Origin of the sequence: Archangium sp., assembly GCF_036277355.1 — a bacterium.
In the GTDB taxonomy this organism is placed as follows: Bacteria; Myxococcota; Myxococcia; order Myxococcales; family Myxococcaceae; genus Archangium.
The window spans coordinates 35,704-51,472 of record NZ_DASUNC010000148.1 but is presented as its reverse complement, the minus strand read 5'-3'; the positions used below and the strand labels follow the sequence as shown (position 1 = coordinate 51,472).

The window sequence follows — 15,769 nt, the reverse complement described above, 5'->3', positions numbered from 1 at the left end:
TCCCTTCCACCTCGCATCCAGACAGCGTCGGGCCGCCCCCCTCCAGCAGAGTCCGGAGCCCTGACACCCCACACCCACCGTGAGGGTAAATGTGCCGTGGCATCGAATCCGCCCGGATTGAGGTCATAATGGGCCCGGCTCGGTGAGGACTTCCCTCGGCCCGGGGGATTGACATGGGCGGCCGGGCCCTTCTGGAGACCTGTTCATGCTCGCTCTGGCGCTCCCCGCACGTGACACCCTCCGCGTCCGTGCACTCCTGGCGGATACCCACCGGCTCGTCTGGGTCGTGGACGAGGCGGGACGGATGCAGGAGGCCTCACCCTCGTGGGCGGCCTTCACCGGCCAGTCCCCCGGTCAGATGATGGGCTGGCACTGGCAGCACGCCATCCACCCCGAGGATCGCGGTCCGTTGGACCCGGAGGGCGAGCTGCTCGGGCCCGGCAACTCCACGGGAGGGGAGCTCACCTTCCGCGTGCGCCGCGAGGATGACGTCTGGCGCGACGTCCAGGCGCGGGCACTGCCCGTGAAGGACGAGTCGGGCCGGACCGTGGAGTGGCTCTTCCTGGGCGAGGACATCACCGGGCACGCCAGCGCCGAGCACACCGCGGAGGCGCTCAACGAGAGCGAGGAGCGGTTCCGCTCGCTGGTGCAGACGTCGGCGTCGGCCATCTGGACCACCAACGCCCAGGGCCTGCCCGTGGAGGACGCACCCACCTGGCGGGCCTTCACGGGCCTCACGCTCGAGCAGTGGCTGGATGGAACCTCGTGGCTGGAGGCCATCCACCCCGAGGATGCGCCGGCCGCCCGCGAGGCCTGGAGGAACGCCGTCACCACGAAGACGCCGTTCGCCCGCGAGTACCGCCTCAAGCACGCCAACGGGAGCTGGCGCTGGGTCATGTCGCGCGCCGTGCCCATGTTCAACCTGGACGGCGAAGTGCGCGAGTGGGTGGGCACCAACACGGACATCTCCGAGCGGAAGAACGCCGAGGCCGAGCGCGACCGGCTGATGGCGGAGCTGGAGACGAACGAGCGGCTGCTGTCGGCCATCCTCGAGCAGATGCCCTCGGGCTTCCTGCTCGCGGGGCCCCATGGCGAGCTGACGTACGCCAACGCCCAGGCGGAGGCCATCTGGGGCCACGAGCTCATCCAGTCGCCGGACGTGCGGGGCTACGCGGCCTACCACCAGCACCGCCTGGATGGCACCCCGTACCCGCCCGAGGAGCTGCCGCTGGCGCGCAGCGTGCTGCACGGCGAGGTGGTGCGCGGCGAGGTGCTGTGGCTGCGCCGCCCGGACAAGGACAACCGCTTCATCAAGGTCAACTGCGCCCCCATCCGCGACGAGCGCAGCCGGACCATCGCCGCGGTGATGGTCTTCGACAACATCACCGAGGCCCGGCAGGCCGAGGAGCACGCCGCGCGCTTGCAGGTGGTCACCTCCGCCCTGTCCCAGGCCCTCACCCAGGCCGACGTGGCCCGGACGGTGCTGTCCGTGGCCGTGGGCGGCATGGGCGCCGAGGCCGGAGCCGTCTACCGCCAGCGCGCGGATGGCTCGCTCGAGAGCCTCCATGACGTGGGGTACCCGGAGCGCTTCGTCCGTCACGTGCGCGACCTGACTCCCGCGGCGAACAACCCCGTCGTCGACGCGGTGCGCACGGGCCGGGAGATCTGGCTGCGCTCCACCGCGGACATGCAGGCGAATTACCCGGAGATCGTCACCCTGCGGGCCTCCGAGCGGGACCATGCGGTGGCGGTGTTCCCCATGTGGGTGCATGGACAGTCCGTGGGCGCGCTCGTGCTGAGCTACCCCGACCCGCGCATCTGCGTCCCCGAGGAGCTGCAGTTCCTGCAGATGCTCGCGCAGCAGTGTGGCCAGGCCCTGGAGCGCGCGCGCCTGTACGAGGCGGCCGAGGCGGAGCGCCAGCGCGCCGAGCAGGCCAGCCGCCTCAAGGACGAGTTCCTCGGGGTGCTCTCGCACGAGCTGCGCACACCCCTGACGGCCATCCTCGGCTGGGTGCAGATCCTCCGCACGCGGCAGCTGCCCCAGGACAAGCGCGAGCGCGCCCTGGAGACGATCGAGCGCAACGCGCGGGCCCAGACACAGCTCGTGGAGGATCTGCTGGACGTCAACCGGATCGTCAGCGGCCGGCTGCGGCTGGACGTGCGCCCGACGCACCTGGAGAAGGTCATCGAGAGCGCGGTGGACGTGGTGCGCCCGGCCGCCGAGGCGCGAGGCATCCAGCTCCAGGTGTCGCTGGTGCCGCAGACGGTCTCCGTGCAGGGGGACCCGGACCGGCTGCAGCAGGTGGTGTGGAACCTGCTGTCCAACGCGGTGAAGTTCACGCCCCAGGAGGGCAGCGTGTCGGTGTCGCTCTCGTGGCGGCCCGCGCACGTGGAGATCCAGGTGCGCGACACCGGAGACGGAATCGCCCCGGGCTTCCTGCCCCACCTCTTCGAGCGCTTCACCCAGGCGGATGCCTCCTCCACGCGCCGCCACGGCGGACTGGGGCTGGGACTGGCCATCGTGCGCCACCTGGTGGAGCTGCACGGCGGCACGGTCGAGGCCCAGAGCGCCGGCAAGGGACAGGGCGCCACCTTCACCGTCCTGCTGCCCCTGGTGGCCCCCCGCCCGGACACGGCCGAGCCGGCCCGCGCCCTTCCCCAGCACCCGCCCCAGCTCCCCGCCGACTACCCGAAGGCGCTCCACGGGCGCCACATCCTGGTGGTGGAGGACGAGAAGGACACGCGCGAGCTGGTGGCCACGCTGCTCCAGGAGGGCAAGGCCCGCGTCTCCAGCGCGGAGAGCGCGGCCCAGGCGCTCGAGCTGCTGAACCGGGAGCCGCCGGAGTTGATCATCTCGGACATCGGCATGCCGGGGATGGATGGCTACGCGCTCATCCAGGAGATCCGCACCCGGGCCCCCGAGCAGGGCGGACGGGTGCCCGCCGTGGCGCTCACCGCCTATGCCCGTCAGGAGGACCAGGCCGCGGCGCTGCGGGCGGGCTTCGACTCGCACGTGGCCAAGCCGCTCGAGCCCGCGGAGCTGCTGTGGGTGGTGGCCACGCTGCTGAAGCGCTCCTGACGGTGCGGACTCCCCCCCTGCCGGTGGGCAGGGGGGCGAGTGAAGTCAGGCACGAGACGATTGCATCCATTTTCACGCGGCGGCTGTTCACTGCACGCTCCGGAGTTTCATGCGCAGGGCCCTGAAGCGGGCCCTCCTCCCGGGCATCATGCGCACCATCGGTCAGGGAGTCGTTGCCCGGCCATGGGGCCTTCGAGCGGCCGGTCATGAGGTCAGCCCACAGGAGATACGCTGGGATGAAGACGCCATCGCTGGAGAGGCCATCGACGTGAGCGGTCAACCCTGCAAGCTCCTCATCATCGCCCGTCATGCCGGGCTTCGCGCCGAGCTTCGTCAGTTGCTGGAGCAGGACACCGGGAGCCGGTACGAGGTTCTCGAGCTCGAGACCAGCACGGCCGCGGTGCACGCCCTGGAGGCTGGAGGGCTCGCGCCTGACTGCCTGCTCCTCGCCCATGAGCCGCCTGGCCTGGATGCGCTGGAGGTGCTGGCCGCGCTCCGGGCGGAGCGTCCTGTTCCCCCCTGCCCGGTCGTCCTCTTCCCGGCCGGCCCGGTGGACGGGCGCGACACCCGGCGAGCGGCACTGCGGGCCGGCGCCATGGAGGTCCTCGAGAGCAGCTCGCTGAATGCCCGGGCGCTCACCCACGCCATCGAGGACGCCATCGAGCGCTTCACCCCCTGGCGGACGGCGCGGGACGCCCATCGAGACGATCCCACCGGAAACAGCCGGGCGCAGCTCGAGGCCGTTATCGAGCGGAAGCACACAGAGGAGGCCCTCCGCCAGAGCGAGGCCCGCGCGCACCAGGCCGCCGCCAGGGCCGAGGCCGAGAGCCGCCTGCTGGACGCCGTGCTCGAGGCGGTGCCCACCGGCATCATCGTCGCGGACGCGAACGGCAAGCTCGTCCGGATGAACTCCGCCAATGCGCGGCTGTGGGGGCCCGCCCCCGCTTCCACGAGCGTGGACGAGTACCGCGAGTGGAAGGGCTGGTGGGCCGACGGCTCGGAGCGGCATGGGCGCCGCCTGGAGCCGGGTGAGTGGGCCATGGCCCGGGCCCTGGGCGGGGAGCTCGTCCCGGGCGACCTCGTGGAGCTCGAGCCCTTCGACGCACCGGGGACACGCCGCACCATCCTCAACTCCGCCGCGCCCGTACGGGACGAGGCGGGAAGAATCCTCGGCGCCGTGGTCGCGCAGATGGACATCACCGACCGCGTCCAGGCCGAGGCGGCCGTCCGGAGGAACGAGGAGCGGCACCGGCTCGTCAGCCGCGCCACCAACGACGTCATCTGGGATTGGGATCTCACCACGAACCGGCTCGAATGGAACGAGGCGGTGCGCGCGCATTTCGGCTGCACGCGGGAGGAGCTCGGCCCCACCATCGAGGGCTGGTACGGCCGCATCCACCCCGAGGACCGCGGCCGGGTGGTCTCCGGCATCCACGCGGCGATCGACGGGGGCCAGGACTCCTGGAGCGACGAGTACCGCTTCCGCAGGAGCGACGGCTCCTACGCCGCCTTCCTGGATCGCGGACACATCGGCCGCGACGCCTCCGGCAAGGCCATCCGCATGATCGGCTCCATGCTGGACCTGACCGAGCGCCACCGCACCGAAGCCGCCCTGCGCGAGAGCAAGGAGCGCTTCGAGGCCCTCGCCGACAACATCTCGCAGCTCGCCTGGATGACGGACGAGACGGGCTCCATCTTCTGGTACAACCAGCGCTGGTTCGACTACACGGGCACGACGCACGAGGAGATGCAGGGCTGGGGCTGGCAGAAGGTGCACCACCCGGACCACGTGCAGCGGGTCACCGAGCGCTTCGTGCGGCACATCGCCTCGGGCGAGGTGTGGGAAGACACCTTCCCGCTGCGCAGCAGCACGGGGGAGTACCGCTGGTTCCTCTCGCGCGCCCACCCCATCCGGGACGGCTCGGGCCAGGTGCGCCGCTGGTTCGGCACCAACACGGACATCACCGCGCAGCTCGAGGCCGAGGAGCAGCTCAAGGAGGCCCTGCGCTCGCGCGACGAGTTCCTCTCCATCGCGAGCCATGAGCTGAGGACGCCGCTCACGTCGCTGAAGCTGCAGATGCAGATGACCCAGCGCCGCATCGAGCGGGGGGACGCCGCCGCCTATGAGCCGGAGCGGGTGAGCAGGCTCGTGGAGCAGTCGAACCAACAGCTCGCGCGGCTCACGCGGCTGGTCGGCGACATGCTCGACATCGCGCGCATCCGGACGGGACGCCTCGGCCTCGAGCCGGTCCCGGTGGATGCCGTCGAGCTCGTCCGCGAGGTGATGGAGCGCCTGGGTCCGCATCTGGCCGAGGCACGCACCCCCGCCACGCTGGAGGCCCCGGAGCGGCTCGAGGTGGAGTGGGACCGCTTCCGCATCGAGCAGGTGGTGACCAACCTGCTCACGAACGCCATGCGCTATGGCAATCACCAGCCGGTGGCCGTAAAGCTGCGGCCGCGGGAAGGACGCGTGCTGTTGAGCGTGGAGGACCAGGGGCTCGGCATCGCGAAGGAGAGCCAGGAGCGCATCTTCAACCGCTTCGAGCGGGCCATCTCCGCGAGCGACGTGTCGGGGCTGGGCCTGGGGCTCTTCATCAGCCGGCAGATCGTGGAGGCCCACGGCGGCCGCATCTGGGTGGAGAGCGAGGGCCCGGGCCGGGGCTCCGCGTTCTTCGTCGAGCTGCCCGTGTTCCCCGACGTCAACCCGCTGAAGCTCGGAGGCCCGGAGCTGGGTGGGGCCTCGCGCCGCCCGAGCGTCAGGGCGTGAGCGGGTGGGGATGCCCGAGCCCCTGTGAGGCTCGGGCCCCCTCTCCCCCAGCATTCACCTCATGTCGCGCGGTAGCGCGTGCGGTGGATCGCCCTGAGCAGCAGGAGCAGGACACACGCTCCCACGAAGGCGACGATGATGGTGGACACGATGCCGCTTCCGGGTGCGCCGATGCCAAGTGCCCGGAAGAGCCAGCCACCGATGAACGCGCCGACGATGCCGACGACGATGTCTCCCACGATGCCGTAACCGCCGCCCACCACCGCCGAGGCCAACCAGCCCGCGATGAGGCCGACGACAAGCCAGATGACGAGTGTTTCGATGGTCATGAGAAGTACCCTCGAGTGCGAGTCCCCCTACAAGTAAGCACCCGAGCACGCGGAGCCGAGGGGACAGGCAGCCAGGAGAGCGTCACTTCGGCCGGCGATGCTCCACCCCCGAGGGACCGGCCACCACCAGCTCGGAGGTCAGGCCGATGAACAGGCCATGCCCCACGATGCCGGCCCGGGCCTCCAGCCGCGTGGCCAGCTGCTCCGGCTGCTCGAGGGGACCGAACGCGCAGTCGAGGATGAAGTTGCCCTGGTCCGTCCGGGAGAGCGCCCCGTCCCGCCCCCGCCGCGGGGTGATGCGCGCGCCGAGCCCCTCCAGGAAGAGCGCCTGCGAGCGCCAGCCGAAGGGCAGCACCTCCACCGGCACCGGCCAGCGCGTCCCCAGCCGGGGCGACAGCTTGCCCGCGTCCACCACGATGAGGACCCGCCGGCTCGCCTGGGCGACGATCTTCTCGCGCAGCAGCGCCCCTCCCCCGCCCTTGATGAGCCGCAGCGCCGGATCCACCTCGTCCGCCCCGTCGATGGTGAGGTCCAGCACCGGGTGCTCCTCCAACGTGGTGAGGGGCACCCCCGACGCGCGCGCCAGTTCCTCCGTCCCCACCGACGTGGGCACGCCCACCACGTCCGTCAGATTCCCCTCGGCGCGCAGGGCCGCCAGCCGGTGCACCACGAAGGCCGCGGTGCTGCCCGAGCCGAGCCCCACCACCATGCCCGGTTGGATGGACTCCACCGCCCGCTCGGCGGCCTGGCGCTTGTAGCGGGCGACGTCTCCCTCTCCGGTCGTGGACATGGCGGACACTCCCTTCAGATCTGCACCGCGCCCGTGTCCAGCAACGTGGCGGGGTGGGTGGGGCTATTTCGCGAAGCGGCGGAAGAAGCTGGTGTCGTTCCAGTGGGGGCGCTCAGGGGCGTTGGCCACGGTGCGGGCGAGGCCGGCGAGCAGCCGGACGAACTTCGCCGCGCCCTCCTTGTCCACCGGCTGGGCCAGGTCATCCGAGGGCGCGTGGTAGCGCTCGGAGTACCAGCCGCGCAGCGTCTTCTCCTCGGGGGAGCCCGGCACGGCGCCGAACTTGAAGGCCAGCGCGGGCACGCCCTCGCGGATGAAGGCGTACTGGTCGCTGCGCACGAAGCCCATGCGGTTGGGCTGCGGGTCCGGCAGCACCGTCACCCCGTGGGCCGCCGCCACCTGCTCGAGTGACGCGCCGAGCGTGGACTCCTCCTGGCCGTACGCCACCACGTGGGTGAAGGGCACGAGCGGCAGGAACATGTCCATGTTGAGGTCCGCCAGCAGCCCCGCCGCCGGCACGGTGGGACGGGCCGCGAAGTACTTCGCGCCCAGCAGGCCCTTCTCCTCGCCCATCACCAGCGCGAAGAGCACCGAGCGCTTCGGCTTCTCCGGCGAGGCCTGGAGCGCCCGCGCCACCTCGAGCACCGCCGCCACGCCCGAGGCGTTGTCCATGGCGCCGTTGTAGATGCGGTCCCCCCTCACCGGCTCGCCGATGCCCACGTGGTCCAGGTGCGCGGAGATGACCACGTACTCGCTCGCGAGCTTCGGATCGCTCCCGGGCAGGATGCCCACCACGTTGGCGGCCTGGACCGGGGAGGTCTCGAAGGCGACCTCGGCCTTCAGGCGCGAGGGCAGCTCGAACTTCGGCAGGGGCTTGTCCGCGTTCGCCAGCGCGACCAGCGCGTCATAGGTGTGCGGCGCGCCCGCGAACAGCTTCTGCGCGTGGGCCATGTTGACGACGACGCTCAGCTTCAGCCCCTGGTCATCGTTGAGGGCGGGGTCGGCGAACATCATCGCGGGCTGCTTGCGCGCCCCGGCGGCCCGCTCCCAGGGGACCTCCACCAGCTTGGGGTTCTGCAGCATGACGATTCCCACCGCCCCCGCCTGCTTCAGCGCCTTCACCCGCTCGCTCGTGGAGCCGTGGTGGGCTCGCAGCGCGCCCGAGACCTTCTCGGGGCCTCCCTGGAGGACGACGGCGATCTTCCCCTGGAGGTCCACGCCCGCGAGGTCCTCGTGACCGGCCTCGGGGATGGTGAGGCCGTAGCCCACGAACACCAGGGGGGCATCGACGGAGCCCGCCTCGCCCGTGCGGGAGGAGATGATGGCCTCCTTGCCGAGCGTCAGCCGCGTCTCCTTGCCCCCGCGCACCAGGGACAGGCGCGAGCGCTCCTCCACCAGCCGGCGCGACACCAACGCCACCTCCTGGAGGTAGCTCTCGCCGGCTCCGGGCTTCACTCCGGCGGCCGAGAGCTGCTCGGTGACATAGGCCGCGGCCTTGCGATAGCCCTCGCTGCCCGTGTCGCGGCCTTCCAGCGAGTCGCTGGCGAGGAACTCCACGTGCTTCCACCAGCTCGCCCCGGTCGGAGCGGGTGCTTCGGCCTGGGCGGCGGAGGCGATGAGGGCGAGCGCGGCGAGGAGCGGAGTACGAGGAGAACGGCGCATGGAGGACTCGCTTTCGGCCCGGAGGAGCCCGGGCACGGAAAAAACGGCGCGGCCCCCAACACCCGGCCGGGCGGATCATTTCCGGCGACTCGCGCGGGTGCACCCCGCGCCCGCGTGGAGTGGTTCTGGGGTGCCGCCGAGGCCGTTGAGCTGTCAGCCGTGTCCTTGTGACGCCGTCCTCCCGGGGGGTGTGATCCAGGCCACAGCGGCCGAGCACTCGCGGAGGTAAGAGGGTGGATGACCATGCCCTCGGGGCGTGGCCTTCCAGCGACTGGACAGCCGCTGAACCTCGAAGGAGCAGCCGTGGCACACCGGGCGGGGTACACCCTTCACGAGCAACTCCACTCCAGCCAGCGCTCCACCCTCTTCCGCGCCACGCGGCTCAGGGACCAGTGCCCGGTCATCCTCAAGCTCACCACCAGCGACTATCTCGACCGCCGCCGCACCCTGGAGCTGCGCCGCGAGTACGCCATCGCCCGCCGTGTCGAGGGTGACGGCATCCTCCGCGTCCTGGGCCTGGAGGAGTTCCCCGACCGGGCCGCGCTCGTCCTGGAGGACTTTGGCGGCATCTCCCTGCGCCACCTGCTGGACGAGCGCGGGCCCCTGGAGGTGAGCACCTTCCTGGACTTCGCCGTGCGCATCAGCGCGGCCCTGGGGCACATCCACCAGCACGGCGTCATCCACAAGGACATCAAGCCCCACAACATCATCGTCAACCCCACCACCGGCGAGCTGAAGATCACCGACTTCTCGCTCTCGGTGGGGCTGTCGCTGGAGGCCGTGACTCCCGAGCTGCCCACGCACCTGACGGGCACGCTGGCCTACATGGCGCCCGAGCAGACCGGACGCATGAACCGGGGCGTGGACTCCCGCGCGGACTTCTACGCCCTGGGCGCCACCTTCTTCGAGCTGCTCACCGACCGCCGCCTCTTCATCACCCACTCGCCCCTGGAGTTGCTGCACGCGCACGTGGCCCAGGTGCCGCCCTCGCCCCGAGAGCTCAACCCCGAGGTGCCCGAGCGCGTCGCGGCCATCATCCTCAAGCTGCTGTCCAAGGCGCCCGAGGAGCGCTACCAGAGCACCTGGGGCCTCATCGCCGACCTCGAGCAGTGCCAGCGCCAGCTGCGCGAGGGCGGCTCGCCGCCGTCCTCTCCCCTGGGCCTGGCGGACCAGCCCCACCAGTACCGCCCGCCCCAGGGACTGCATGGGCGCGACGCGGACGTGGCCCTGCTCACCCGGATGTATGCGCGCGCCGCCGCCGGCCGGGGCCAGTTGCTGCTCATCTCCGGCCCGGCGGGCATCGGCAAGTCCTCGCTCGTCAACGAGCTGTACCGCGTGACGGCCGCCAGCCGCGGGCGCGTGGCCATGGGCAAGTGCGACCAGCTCCTCCACAGCGAGCCCTTCGATGCCGTCCAGCAGGCCCTGCAGGACCTGGTGCGGCAGACGCTCGGGGCGGGCGAGGCGGAGACGGCCCTCATGCGCGAGCGGCTCCAGGAGGTGCTCGGGGCGAACCTCTCCGCCCTCGTCGAGGCCGTTCCCGACACCCGCGCCCTGGTGGGCGAACAACCTCCGTCCCTCCCGCTCTCCTCCTCCGAGTCCAGGAACCGCCTCAACCTCGTGCTCGCACGCACGCTGCAAGCCTTCGCCACACCCGAGCATCCACTCGCGCTCTTCCTGGATGACCTCCAGTGGGCCGACACCGCCACGCTCACGCTGCTGCGGAGCCTCGCCCGGGATACGTCCTCCCAGCACCTGCTGCTCGTGGGCACCTACCGCGATGCGGAGGTCTCCCCGGAGCATCCGCTCTCCCTCGCGCTCGACGAACTGCGCGCCACCGGCACTCCCTGGGAGCAGCTCCACCTGGCGCCGCTCGGTCTCAAGGAGGTCGCCCGGATGGTGTGCGAGAGCACCTCCGTGGAAGCCGAGCGCGCGCTGGAGCTGGCCCGCCTCATCCACGCCTGGACGGGCGGCAACCCCTTCTCCGTCAAGACGTTCCTCCGCTTCCTGCACGAGCGCGACCTGTTGCGCTTCGACCCGCGCAGCCGCCGCTGGGAGTGGGACCTCGCCCGCATCGAGTCCCAGGGGCTCCCGGAAGACCTGGCCGCGCTCATGGTGGCCGAGAGCCAGCGGCTGCCCGAGGACACCCGCGCCCTGCTCCAATCCGCGGCGTTCCTGGGCGTGACGTTCGGCTTCCATGATCTCATGGTGGCCCATGGAGCCTCGGCGGCGGAGACGGCACGCGCCCTCTGGACGGCCATCGAGCGCAGGCTCGTGCTCCCGCTCGGCAAGGACTACGTGCTGTTGGACCCCCAGGGCGGCGCGGTGGATCCCACGGAGCTGGACGTCTCCTTCCGCTTCCAGCACGACCGCGTCCGGCAGGCCGCCTACTCGTTCGTCCCCGAGAACGAGCGCACCGCGCGGCACCTGGAGGTGGGCCTGCGTCTGTACGAGGACGCCCGCGCCACGAAGACGCTCGACGAGCGGATGTTCACCATCCTGCCGCACCTGGGCCACGCGCCCGAGCGCATCGGCCCGGACGCGCTGCGGCTGGAGCTGGCCGACCTCCACCTCGCGGCGGGACGCCGGGCGAAGAGCTCGGGCGCCTACCGCACCGCCTGTGAGCTCTTCCGGACCGGTGCCGGACTCATCCCTCCCGCCGACCTCGAGCAGGAGCACGAGCGGACCTTCGCGCTGCGGAAGGAGCTCGCCGAGTCCCTCTATCTCACGGGGGAAATCGAAGCGGCGGCCTCCGGCTTCTCCGCCCTGCTCGCCCAGGCGCGCACCCCGGCCCAACGCGCCAGTGTCCTCTGCCTGCAAGCCATCCTGAGCACCCTCAACGACCGGCATGCCGAGTCCCTGGAGCTCGGCCTCGAGGGTTTGCGCCTGCTCGGAATCGACATCCCCTCCGAGCCCGAGGACGCCACCCTGGCCGTGGAGCTGCGGCGGGTGGAGACGGCGCTGGAAGGCCGGCACATCGAGTCGTTGCTCGACCTGCCCGCGATGAGCGATCCCACCGCGAAGCTCGCCGCCGAGTTGCTGGGCGCCATCGTCATCGCCTCCTACTTCGTCTCCCAGCGGCTGCTCGTCCTGCTGACGCTCCGGCAGGTGCGGCTGAGCCTGGAGCACGGCAACAGCCGCTTCTCGCCCTATGGCTACGCCGCCTATGGCTTCGTCGTCTCGACGCTCCGCGACGACCCCGCCACCGGCCGGCGCTTCAGCCTGCTCGCCCACGAGCTCGCCACGCGCCTGAAGGATCCGATGCAGCAGGCCCGTGCCCTCTACATCCACGCGGGCTACATCGAGCACTGGACGAAGAGCGCGCGCACCGGCATCCCCCAGCTCGCGCAGGCCTACAAGGTCCTCCTGGAGAGTGGGGACTGGCAGCACGCGGGACATTGCTTCACCTTCCTGTCCTGGCGGCGGCTCGCCCTGGGAGAGTCGCTCCAGGAGGTGCTGGCGGAGAACCAGCGCTTCATCGAGCAGATCTCCGCCCAGAAGGACACCTCCAACCTCCAGGTGCTCCGGACCTTCCGGCGGGCGTTGCTGCAGCTCACCGGGGCCCCGGAGGAGGAGTCCTCGCGGGAGCCCCTCCCCACCCGGCTCGGGGCCGCCGCCATGGCCTATATCTCCCAGGTGCAGCTGGAGCAGCGGTACCTGTTCCGCCAGCACGAGGAGGCGCTCGCCCTGGCGCGGGAAGGCGCGGTCTACATGCGCGCCATGCCCGGGGCCTTCCTGCTGACCACGCACGCCTTCTATTCGGCGCTGAGCGCGGCGGCGGTGTACCCGGGTGCCAGCGAGGACCGGAAGCAGGAGCTGCTGGCGGCCCTGGAGCAGCAGCGGGCGTACCTGGAGAAGTGCGCCCAGCGCGCGCAGGAGAACTTCTCGCCCTACCACCTGCTGGTCCGCGCGGAGCTCGCCCGCGTGAAGGGGCAGCACGTCGAGGCCCACACCCGCTACGAGGAAGCCATCGCCGCCGCGCGCGCCAGCGGCTTCACCAGCGTGGAGGCCATTGCCTGTGAGCAGGCCTGCCGCTTCCAGGCGGAGCTCAACCGTCTTCCCCTCGCCTCCGCCTACCTGGTGGAAGCCCTCAACGCCTACGAGCGCTGGGGCGCGGCCGGCAAGGTGCACCTCCTCGCCGCCGAGCAGGCCCACCTCCTCCATGCCTACAGCTCCAGCCTCCGGGCCTGGGACCACAAGCTCCAGCAGGCGGGCCTCTCGGAGCTCCCGTCCAACCCCGACCTGTCCAGCACGGACTCACTGGCCGAGGTGCTCGACGTCTCCTCGGTGATGAAGGCCTCCCAGGCCATCTCCAGCGAGCTGCACTTCCCCCAGCTCGCCGCCAACCTCATCGACATCCTCATGGAGAGCACCGGCGCCCAGCGCGGCGTCCTCGTCCTCCAGCGCGAGGAGGACTTCTTCGTCGAGGCCTCCGGCGAGCTGGGCCACGGCAGCGCTCCCCTGCTCCCCGTCGAGCGCATGGCCCAGAGCGGCGCGCTCTGCCACACCATCGCCGAGCTGGTGCTCTCCACCGGCACCCACCTGCTCCTCGACGATGCCTCCTCCCAGGAGCCCTTCCGCTCCGAGCCCTACGTCTCCCTCCACCACGTCCGCTCCGTCCTCTGCGTCCCCATCCTCCACCGCAAGCAGCTGCTCGGCCTCGTCTACCTGGAGAACAACCTCACCGCGGGCGCCTTCAACTCCAACCGCCTCAAGGCCGTGGGCATGCTCCTGGCCCAGGCCGCCATCTCCCTGGAGAACGCCGGCCTCTACCGCAAGCTCGAGAAGTCCCACCGCACCCTCGAGCACCGCGTCCAGGAGCGCACCGAGCAGCTCCACTCCAAGAACGCCGAGCTCCAGGGCGCCCTGGAGAGCCTGCGCGCCATGCAGGCCCAAATCATCACCCAGGAGAAGCTCGCCTCCCTCGGCTCGCTCACCGCCGGCATCGCCCACGAGCTGAAGAATCCCCTCAACTTCGTGAAGAACTTCTCCGAGCTCTCCCTGGAGCTGCTCCAGGAGCTGCGCGAGTCGGTGCAGAAGCACGAGGACCCCGGCTCCCTTCTCCAGGAGCTGGAGCAGAACCTCACCAAGGTGTGTGAGCACCAGCAGCGCGCCAGCGGCATCATCAACGGCATGCTGCGCCACGCGCGCAACAACCGGGGCGAGCGCCGGGCCATCTCCATCAACCAGCTGGTGGAGGACGCCGTGCGCCTCGTGGACCATGGGTTGAGGGCCCGGCGCCCTCCGCGCCACGTGGCCTTCGACGTGGCCTTCGACGACACCGTGCCCCCCTGCCACCTGGTGCCCGAGGACCTCAGCCGCGTCATCCTCAACCTGCTGGACAACGCCTGCTACGCCGCCCAGCAGAAGGCGGACCGCGACACGGACGGTCAGCCCCGCTTGAAGGTCTCCACCCACTGGACGGGCAACGAGGTGGAGATCCGCGTGCGCGACAACGGCAACGGCATCCCCGCCTCGGTGCGCAACAAACTCTTCACCCCCTTCTTCACCACCAAGCCCACCGGCGAGGGCACCGGGCTGGGCCTGTCCCTCAGCCACGACATCATCGTCGTCACGCTCGGCGGCAAGCTGCGCGTGGAGTCCGAGGAGGGGCAGTACGCCGAGTTCACCGTCGTGCTTCCCGGTGAGCTCGCCCGTCCCCGGCTCCGGAGCTGACGTCCCCGTGGCTCAGAGGTACGTCACCGTCCCATCCGCGCGCGTGCAGGAGCCATCCTGCGCGGGGTTGCCCACGGAGCGGAGGATCTCCGTCCCCGAGGCGGGCAGCCGCCGTCCCGCCAGCTCGGAGCCGATGGCGCGCACCAGCAGGTGCTTGAGGAGCTGCACCTGGTAGCAGGGGATGTGCGGCTCCGCGTGCGAGTCGCCGATGCCCGAGTCATTCGTGAGGAAGATGTAGCGGCCCAGGGTGAGCTGGGCGGCGACGCGCATCAGGTACTCGGCCTCGTCGGCCACGCCGCTCGCCGCGACCGGGTACACCTTGATGCCGGAGAGGCGGGCGCGGTTGGCCTCGCGCAGGAAGGCCTGGTAGTTCTGCACGTGCGTCGGCGCGTCCGCCACCAGGAAGGTGAGGCGCGCGGTGTTGCCGGTGCGCCACGAGAGCTGGTGGATGGCGCCCAGCCCGCGCTCCATGGCCTCGGGGTAGTCGCCACCGCCCTCCGCCCACTGCTCCGACAGCCGCTGCCGGAAGACGGCCACGTCCGCGGTGAAGTCGAAGGGCCGCACCACGTACGCGTCTCCGTCGTCGCGGTACATCACCAGCGCGAAGCGCGCCGAGACGTCCGGGTAGGCGCCGCGCACCGAGTCGACGATGTTCTGGATCTCCGCCTTCAGGTAGCTGATCTCATCCCCCATGCTGCCGGTGGCATCCACCACGAAGGCCACGTCCAGCTCGGTGGGCAGCACGCCGCGCGCGCCCGGCAGCGTGACGTTCCACGCGGTGCCCTCCACGGTGGTGGTGACGGGCGTGCCCGGCTGGCCGGGCGGAGGCGACACCGTCACCGAGAAGCTCCCGGTGCCCTGCGCGCCATCCTGCGTGGGCAGGAAGAGCAGCCGGCCGTCGGTGGCCGTGGGCGCCTCGAGCCGCTTGCCCGCGGCATCCCCCACGGTGACGCGCGCATTGGGGACGGGGATGCCGTCCTCGTCACGCACGGTGATGAGGATGCGATCCGTGCTGGGGTGCGCGGGCATGCCCTGGGGCGCCTCGGTGAGGTACTTCTGGAAGAAGGAGAAGTTGAGGTTGTCGTCCCAGTCTCCGGCGGTGAGCTGCCCGGGGGACGGGGTGGAGCCGCCCTGGCCCGGCTCCGGGGAGCCCGAGCCTCCCGGCACCGCCACGTCTCCCGAGTCGCCACCGCTCCGGGGTGACTCATCAGGCGGGCTGGAGTAACCACCGCCCGAGCCATTTTCCGAAGAGTCGCCTGCTGCACCACAGGCCGAGAGCAGGGCCAGGGCCGCCACCAGCGCGCCGAGAGCGAACGGCTTGTGTCTCATGTCTGTCTCCGGGTGAGGGGATGAGGAATCGGAGCGGCGCGACTGCAAGCGCCTTGCCTCGCGATTCACCGCCCGCGCGCGGGGAGAGACTCCGGACGCGGCACCCGGCGCTCACGGTTTTCCACCACGGAAAACCGAGCGGC

At 71.1% G+C, this 15,769-nt stretch carries 7 protein-coding genes; 3 read left to right on the top strand and 4 right to left on the bottom strand.

Annotated elements, in window-relative coordinates:
* Positions 1-205 precede the first annotated feature (205 nt).
* Both VFZ09_RS36730 and VFZ09_RS36725 read left to right on the top strand, forming a co-directional pair.
* The gene (locus VFZ09_RS36730) at positions 206-3,079 is read left to right on the top strand and encodes a PAS domain S-box protein (protein WP_329732429.1); all 2,874 of its coding nucleotides are present in this window, start codon (positions 206-208) and stop codon (positions 3,077-3,079) included.
* 268 nt (positions 3,080-3,347) lie between these two features.
* Positions 3,348-5,846 carry a PAS domain S-box protein gene (locus VFZ09_RS36725; protein WP_329732428.1) on the top strand — a complete coding sequence of 833 codons (2,499 nt, stop codon included), beginning with the start codon at positions 3,348-3,350 and terminating at the stop codon, positions 5,844-5,846.
* A gap of 59 nt (positions 5,847-5,905) precedes the next feature.
* On the opposite strand, the gene VFZ09_RS36720 is transcribed toward VFZ09_RS36725, so the two are convergent.
* The 3 genes from VFZ09_RS36720 to VFZ09_RS36710 all read right to left on the bottom strand — a co-directional run bounded on the left by VFZ09_RS36720 (position 5,906) and on the right by VFZ09_RS36710 (position 8,624).
* Entirely contained in the window at positions 5,906-6,175 is a 270-nt protein-coding gene (locus VFZ09_RS36720) for a GlsB/YeaQ/YmgE family stress response membrane protein (protein ID WP_329732427.1), read from the bottom strand.
* Between the two features lie 82 nt (positions 6,176-6,257).
* Positions 6,258-6,965, bottom strand: a complete 708-nt coding sequence (gene rpiA, locus VFZ09_RS36715; protein WP_329732426.1) for a ribose-5-phosphate isomerase RpiA — start codon at positions 6,963-6,965, stop codon at positions 6,258-6,260.
* A 63-nt stretch (positions 6,966-7,028) separates the two neighbouring features.
* A complete protein-coding gene (locus tag VFZ09_RS36710; RefSeq protein ID WP_329732425.1) occupies positions 7,029-8,624 on the bottom strand; it encodes a M20/M25/M40 family metallo-hydrolase in 1,596 nt (531 codons plus the stop codon).
* A gap of 303 nt (positions 8,625-8,927) precedes the next feature.
* On the opposite strand from VFZ09_RS36710, the gene VFZ09_RS36705 reads away from it, so the two are divergent.
* Positions 8,928-14,297 (top strand): trifunctional serine/threonine-protein kinase/ATP-binding protein/sensor histidine kinase, encoded by a 5,370-nt coding sequence (locus VFZ09_RS36705; RefSeq protein WP_329732424.1) that lies wholly within the window; start codon positions 8,928-8,930, stop codon positions 14,295-14,297.
* A gap of 12 nt (positions 14,298-14,309) precedes the next feature.
* Here the strand turns inward: VFZ09_RS36705 and VFZ09_RS36700 are convergent, their stop codons facing one another.
* The gene (locus VFZ09_RS36700) at positions 14,310-15,626 is read right to left on the bottom strand and encodes a vWA domain-containing protein (RefSeq protein ID WP_329732423.1); all 1,317 of its coding nucleotides are present in this window, start codon (positions 15,624-15,626) and stop codon (positions 14,310-14,312) included.
* Positions 15,627-15,769: the final 143 nt, after the last annotated feature.

What these genes read in the sequence shown, in the direction of transcription:
- rpiA (WP_329732426.1), bottom strand. Translation starts at nt 6,965, where the DNA reads ATGTCCACGACCGGAGAGGGAGACGTCGCCCGCTACAAGCGCCAGGCC.
- VFZ09_RS36700 (WP_329732423.1), bottom strand. Translation starts at nt 15,626, where the DNA reads ATGAGACACAAGCCGTTCGCTCTCGGCGCGCTGGTGGCGGCCCTGGCC.
- VFZ09_RS36720 (WP_329732427.1), bottom strand. Translation starts at nt 6,175, where the DNA reads ATGACCATCGAAACACTCGTCATCTGGCTTGTCGTCGGCCTCATCGCG.
- VFZ09_RS36730 (WP_329732429.1), top strand. Translation starts at nt 206, where the DNA reads ATGCTCGCTCTGGCGCTCCCCGCACGTGACACCCTCCGCGTCCGTGCA.
- VFZ09_RS36710 (WP_329732425.1), bottom strand. Translation starts at nt 8,624, where the DNA reads ATGCGCCGTTCTCCTCGTACTCCGCTCCTCGCCGCGCTCGCCCTCATC.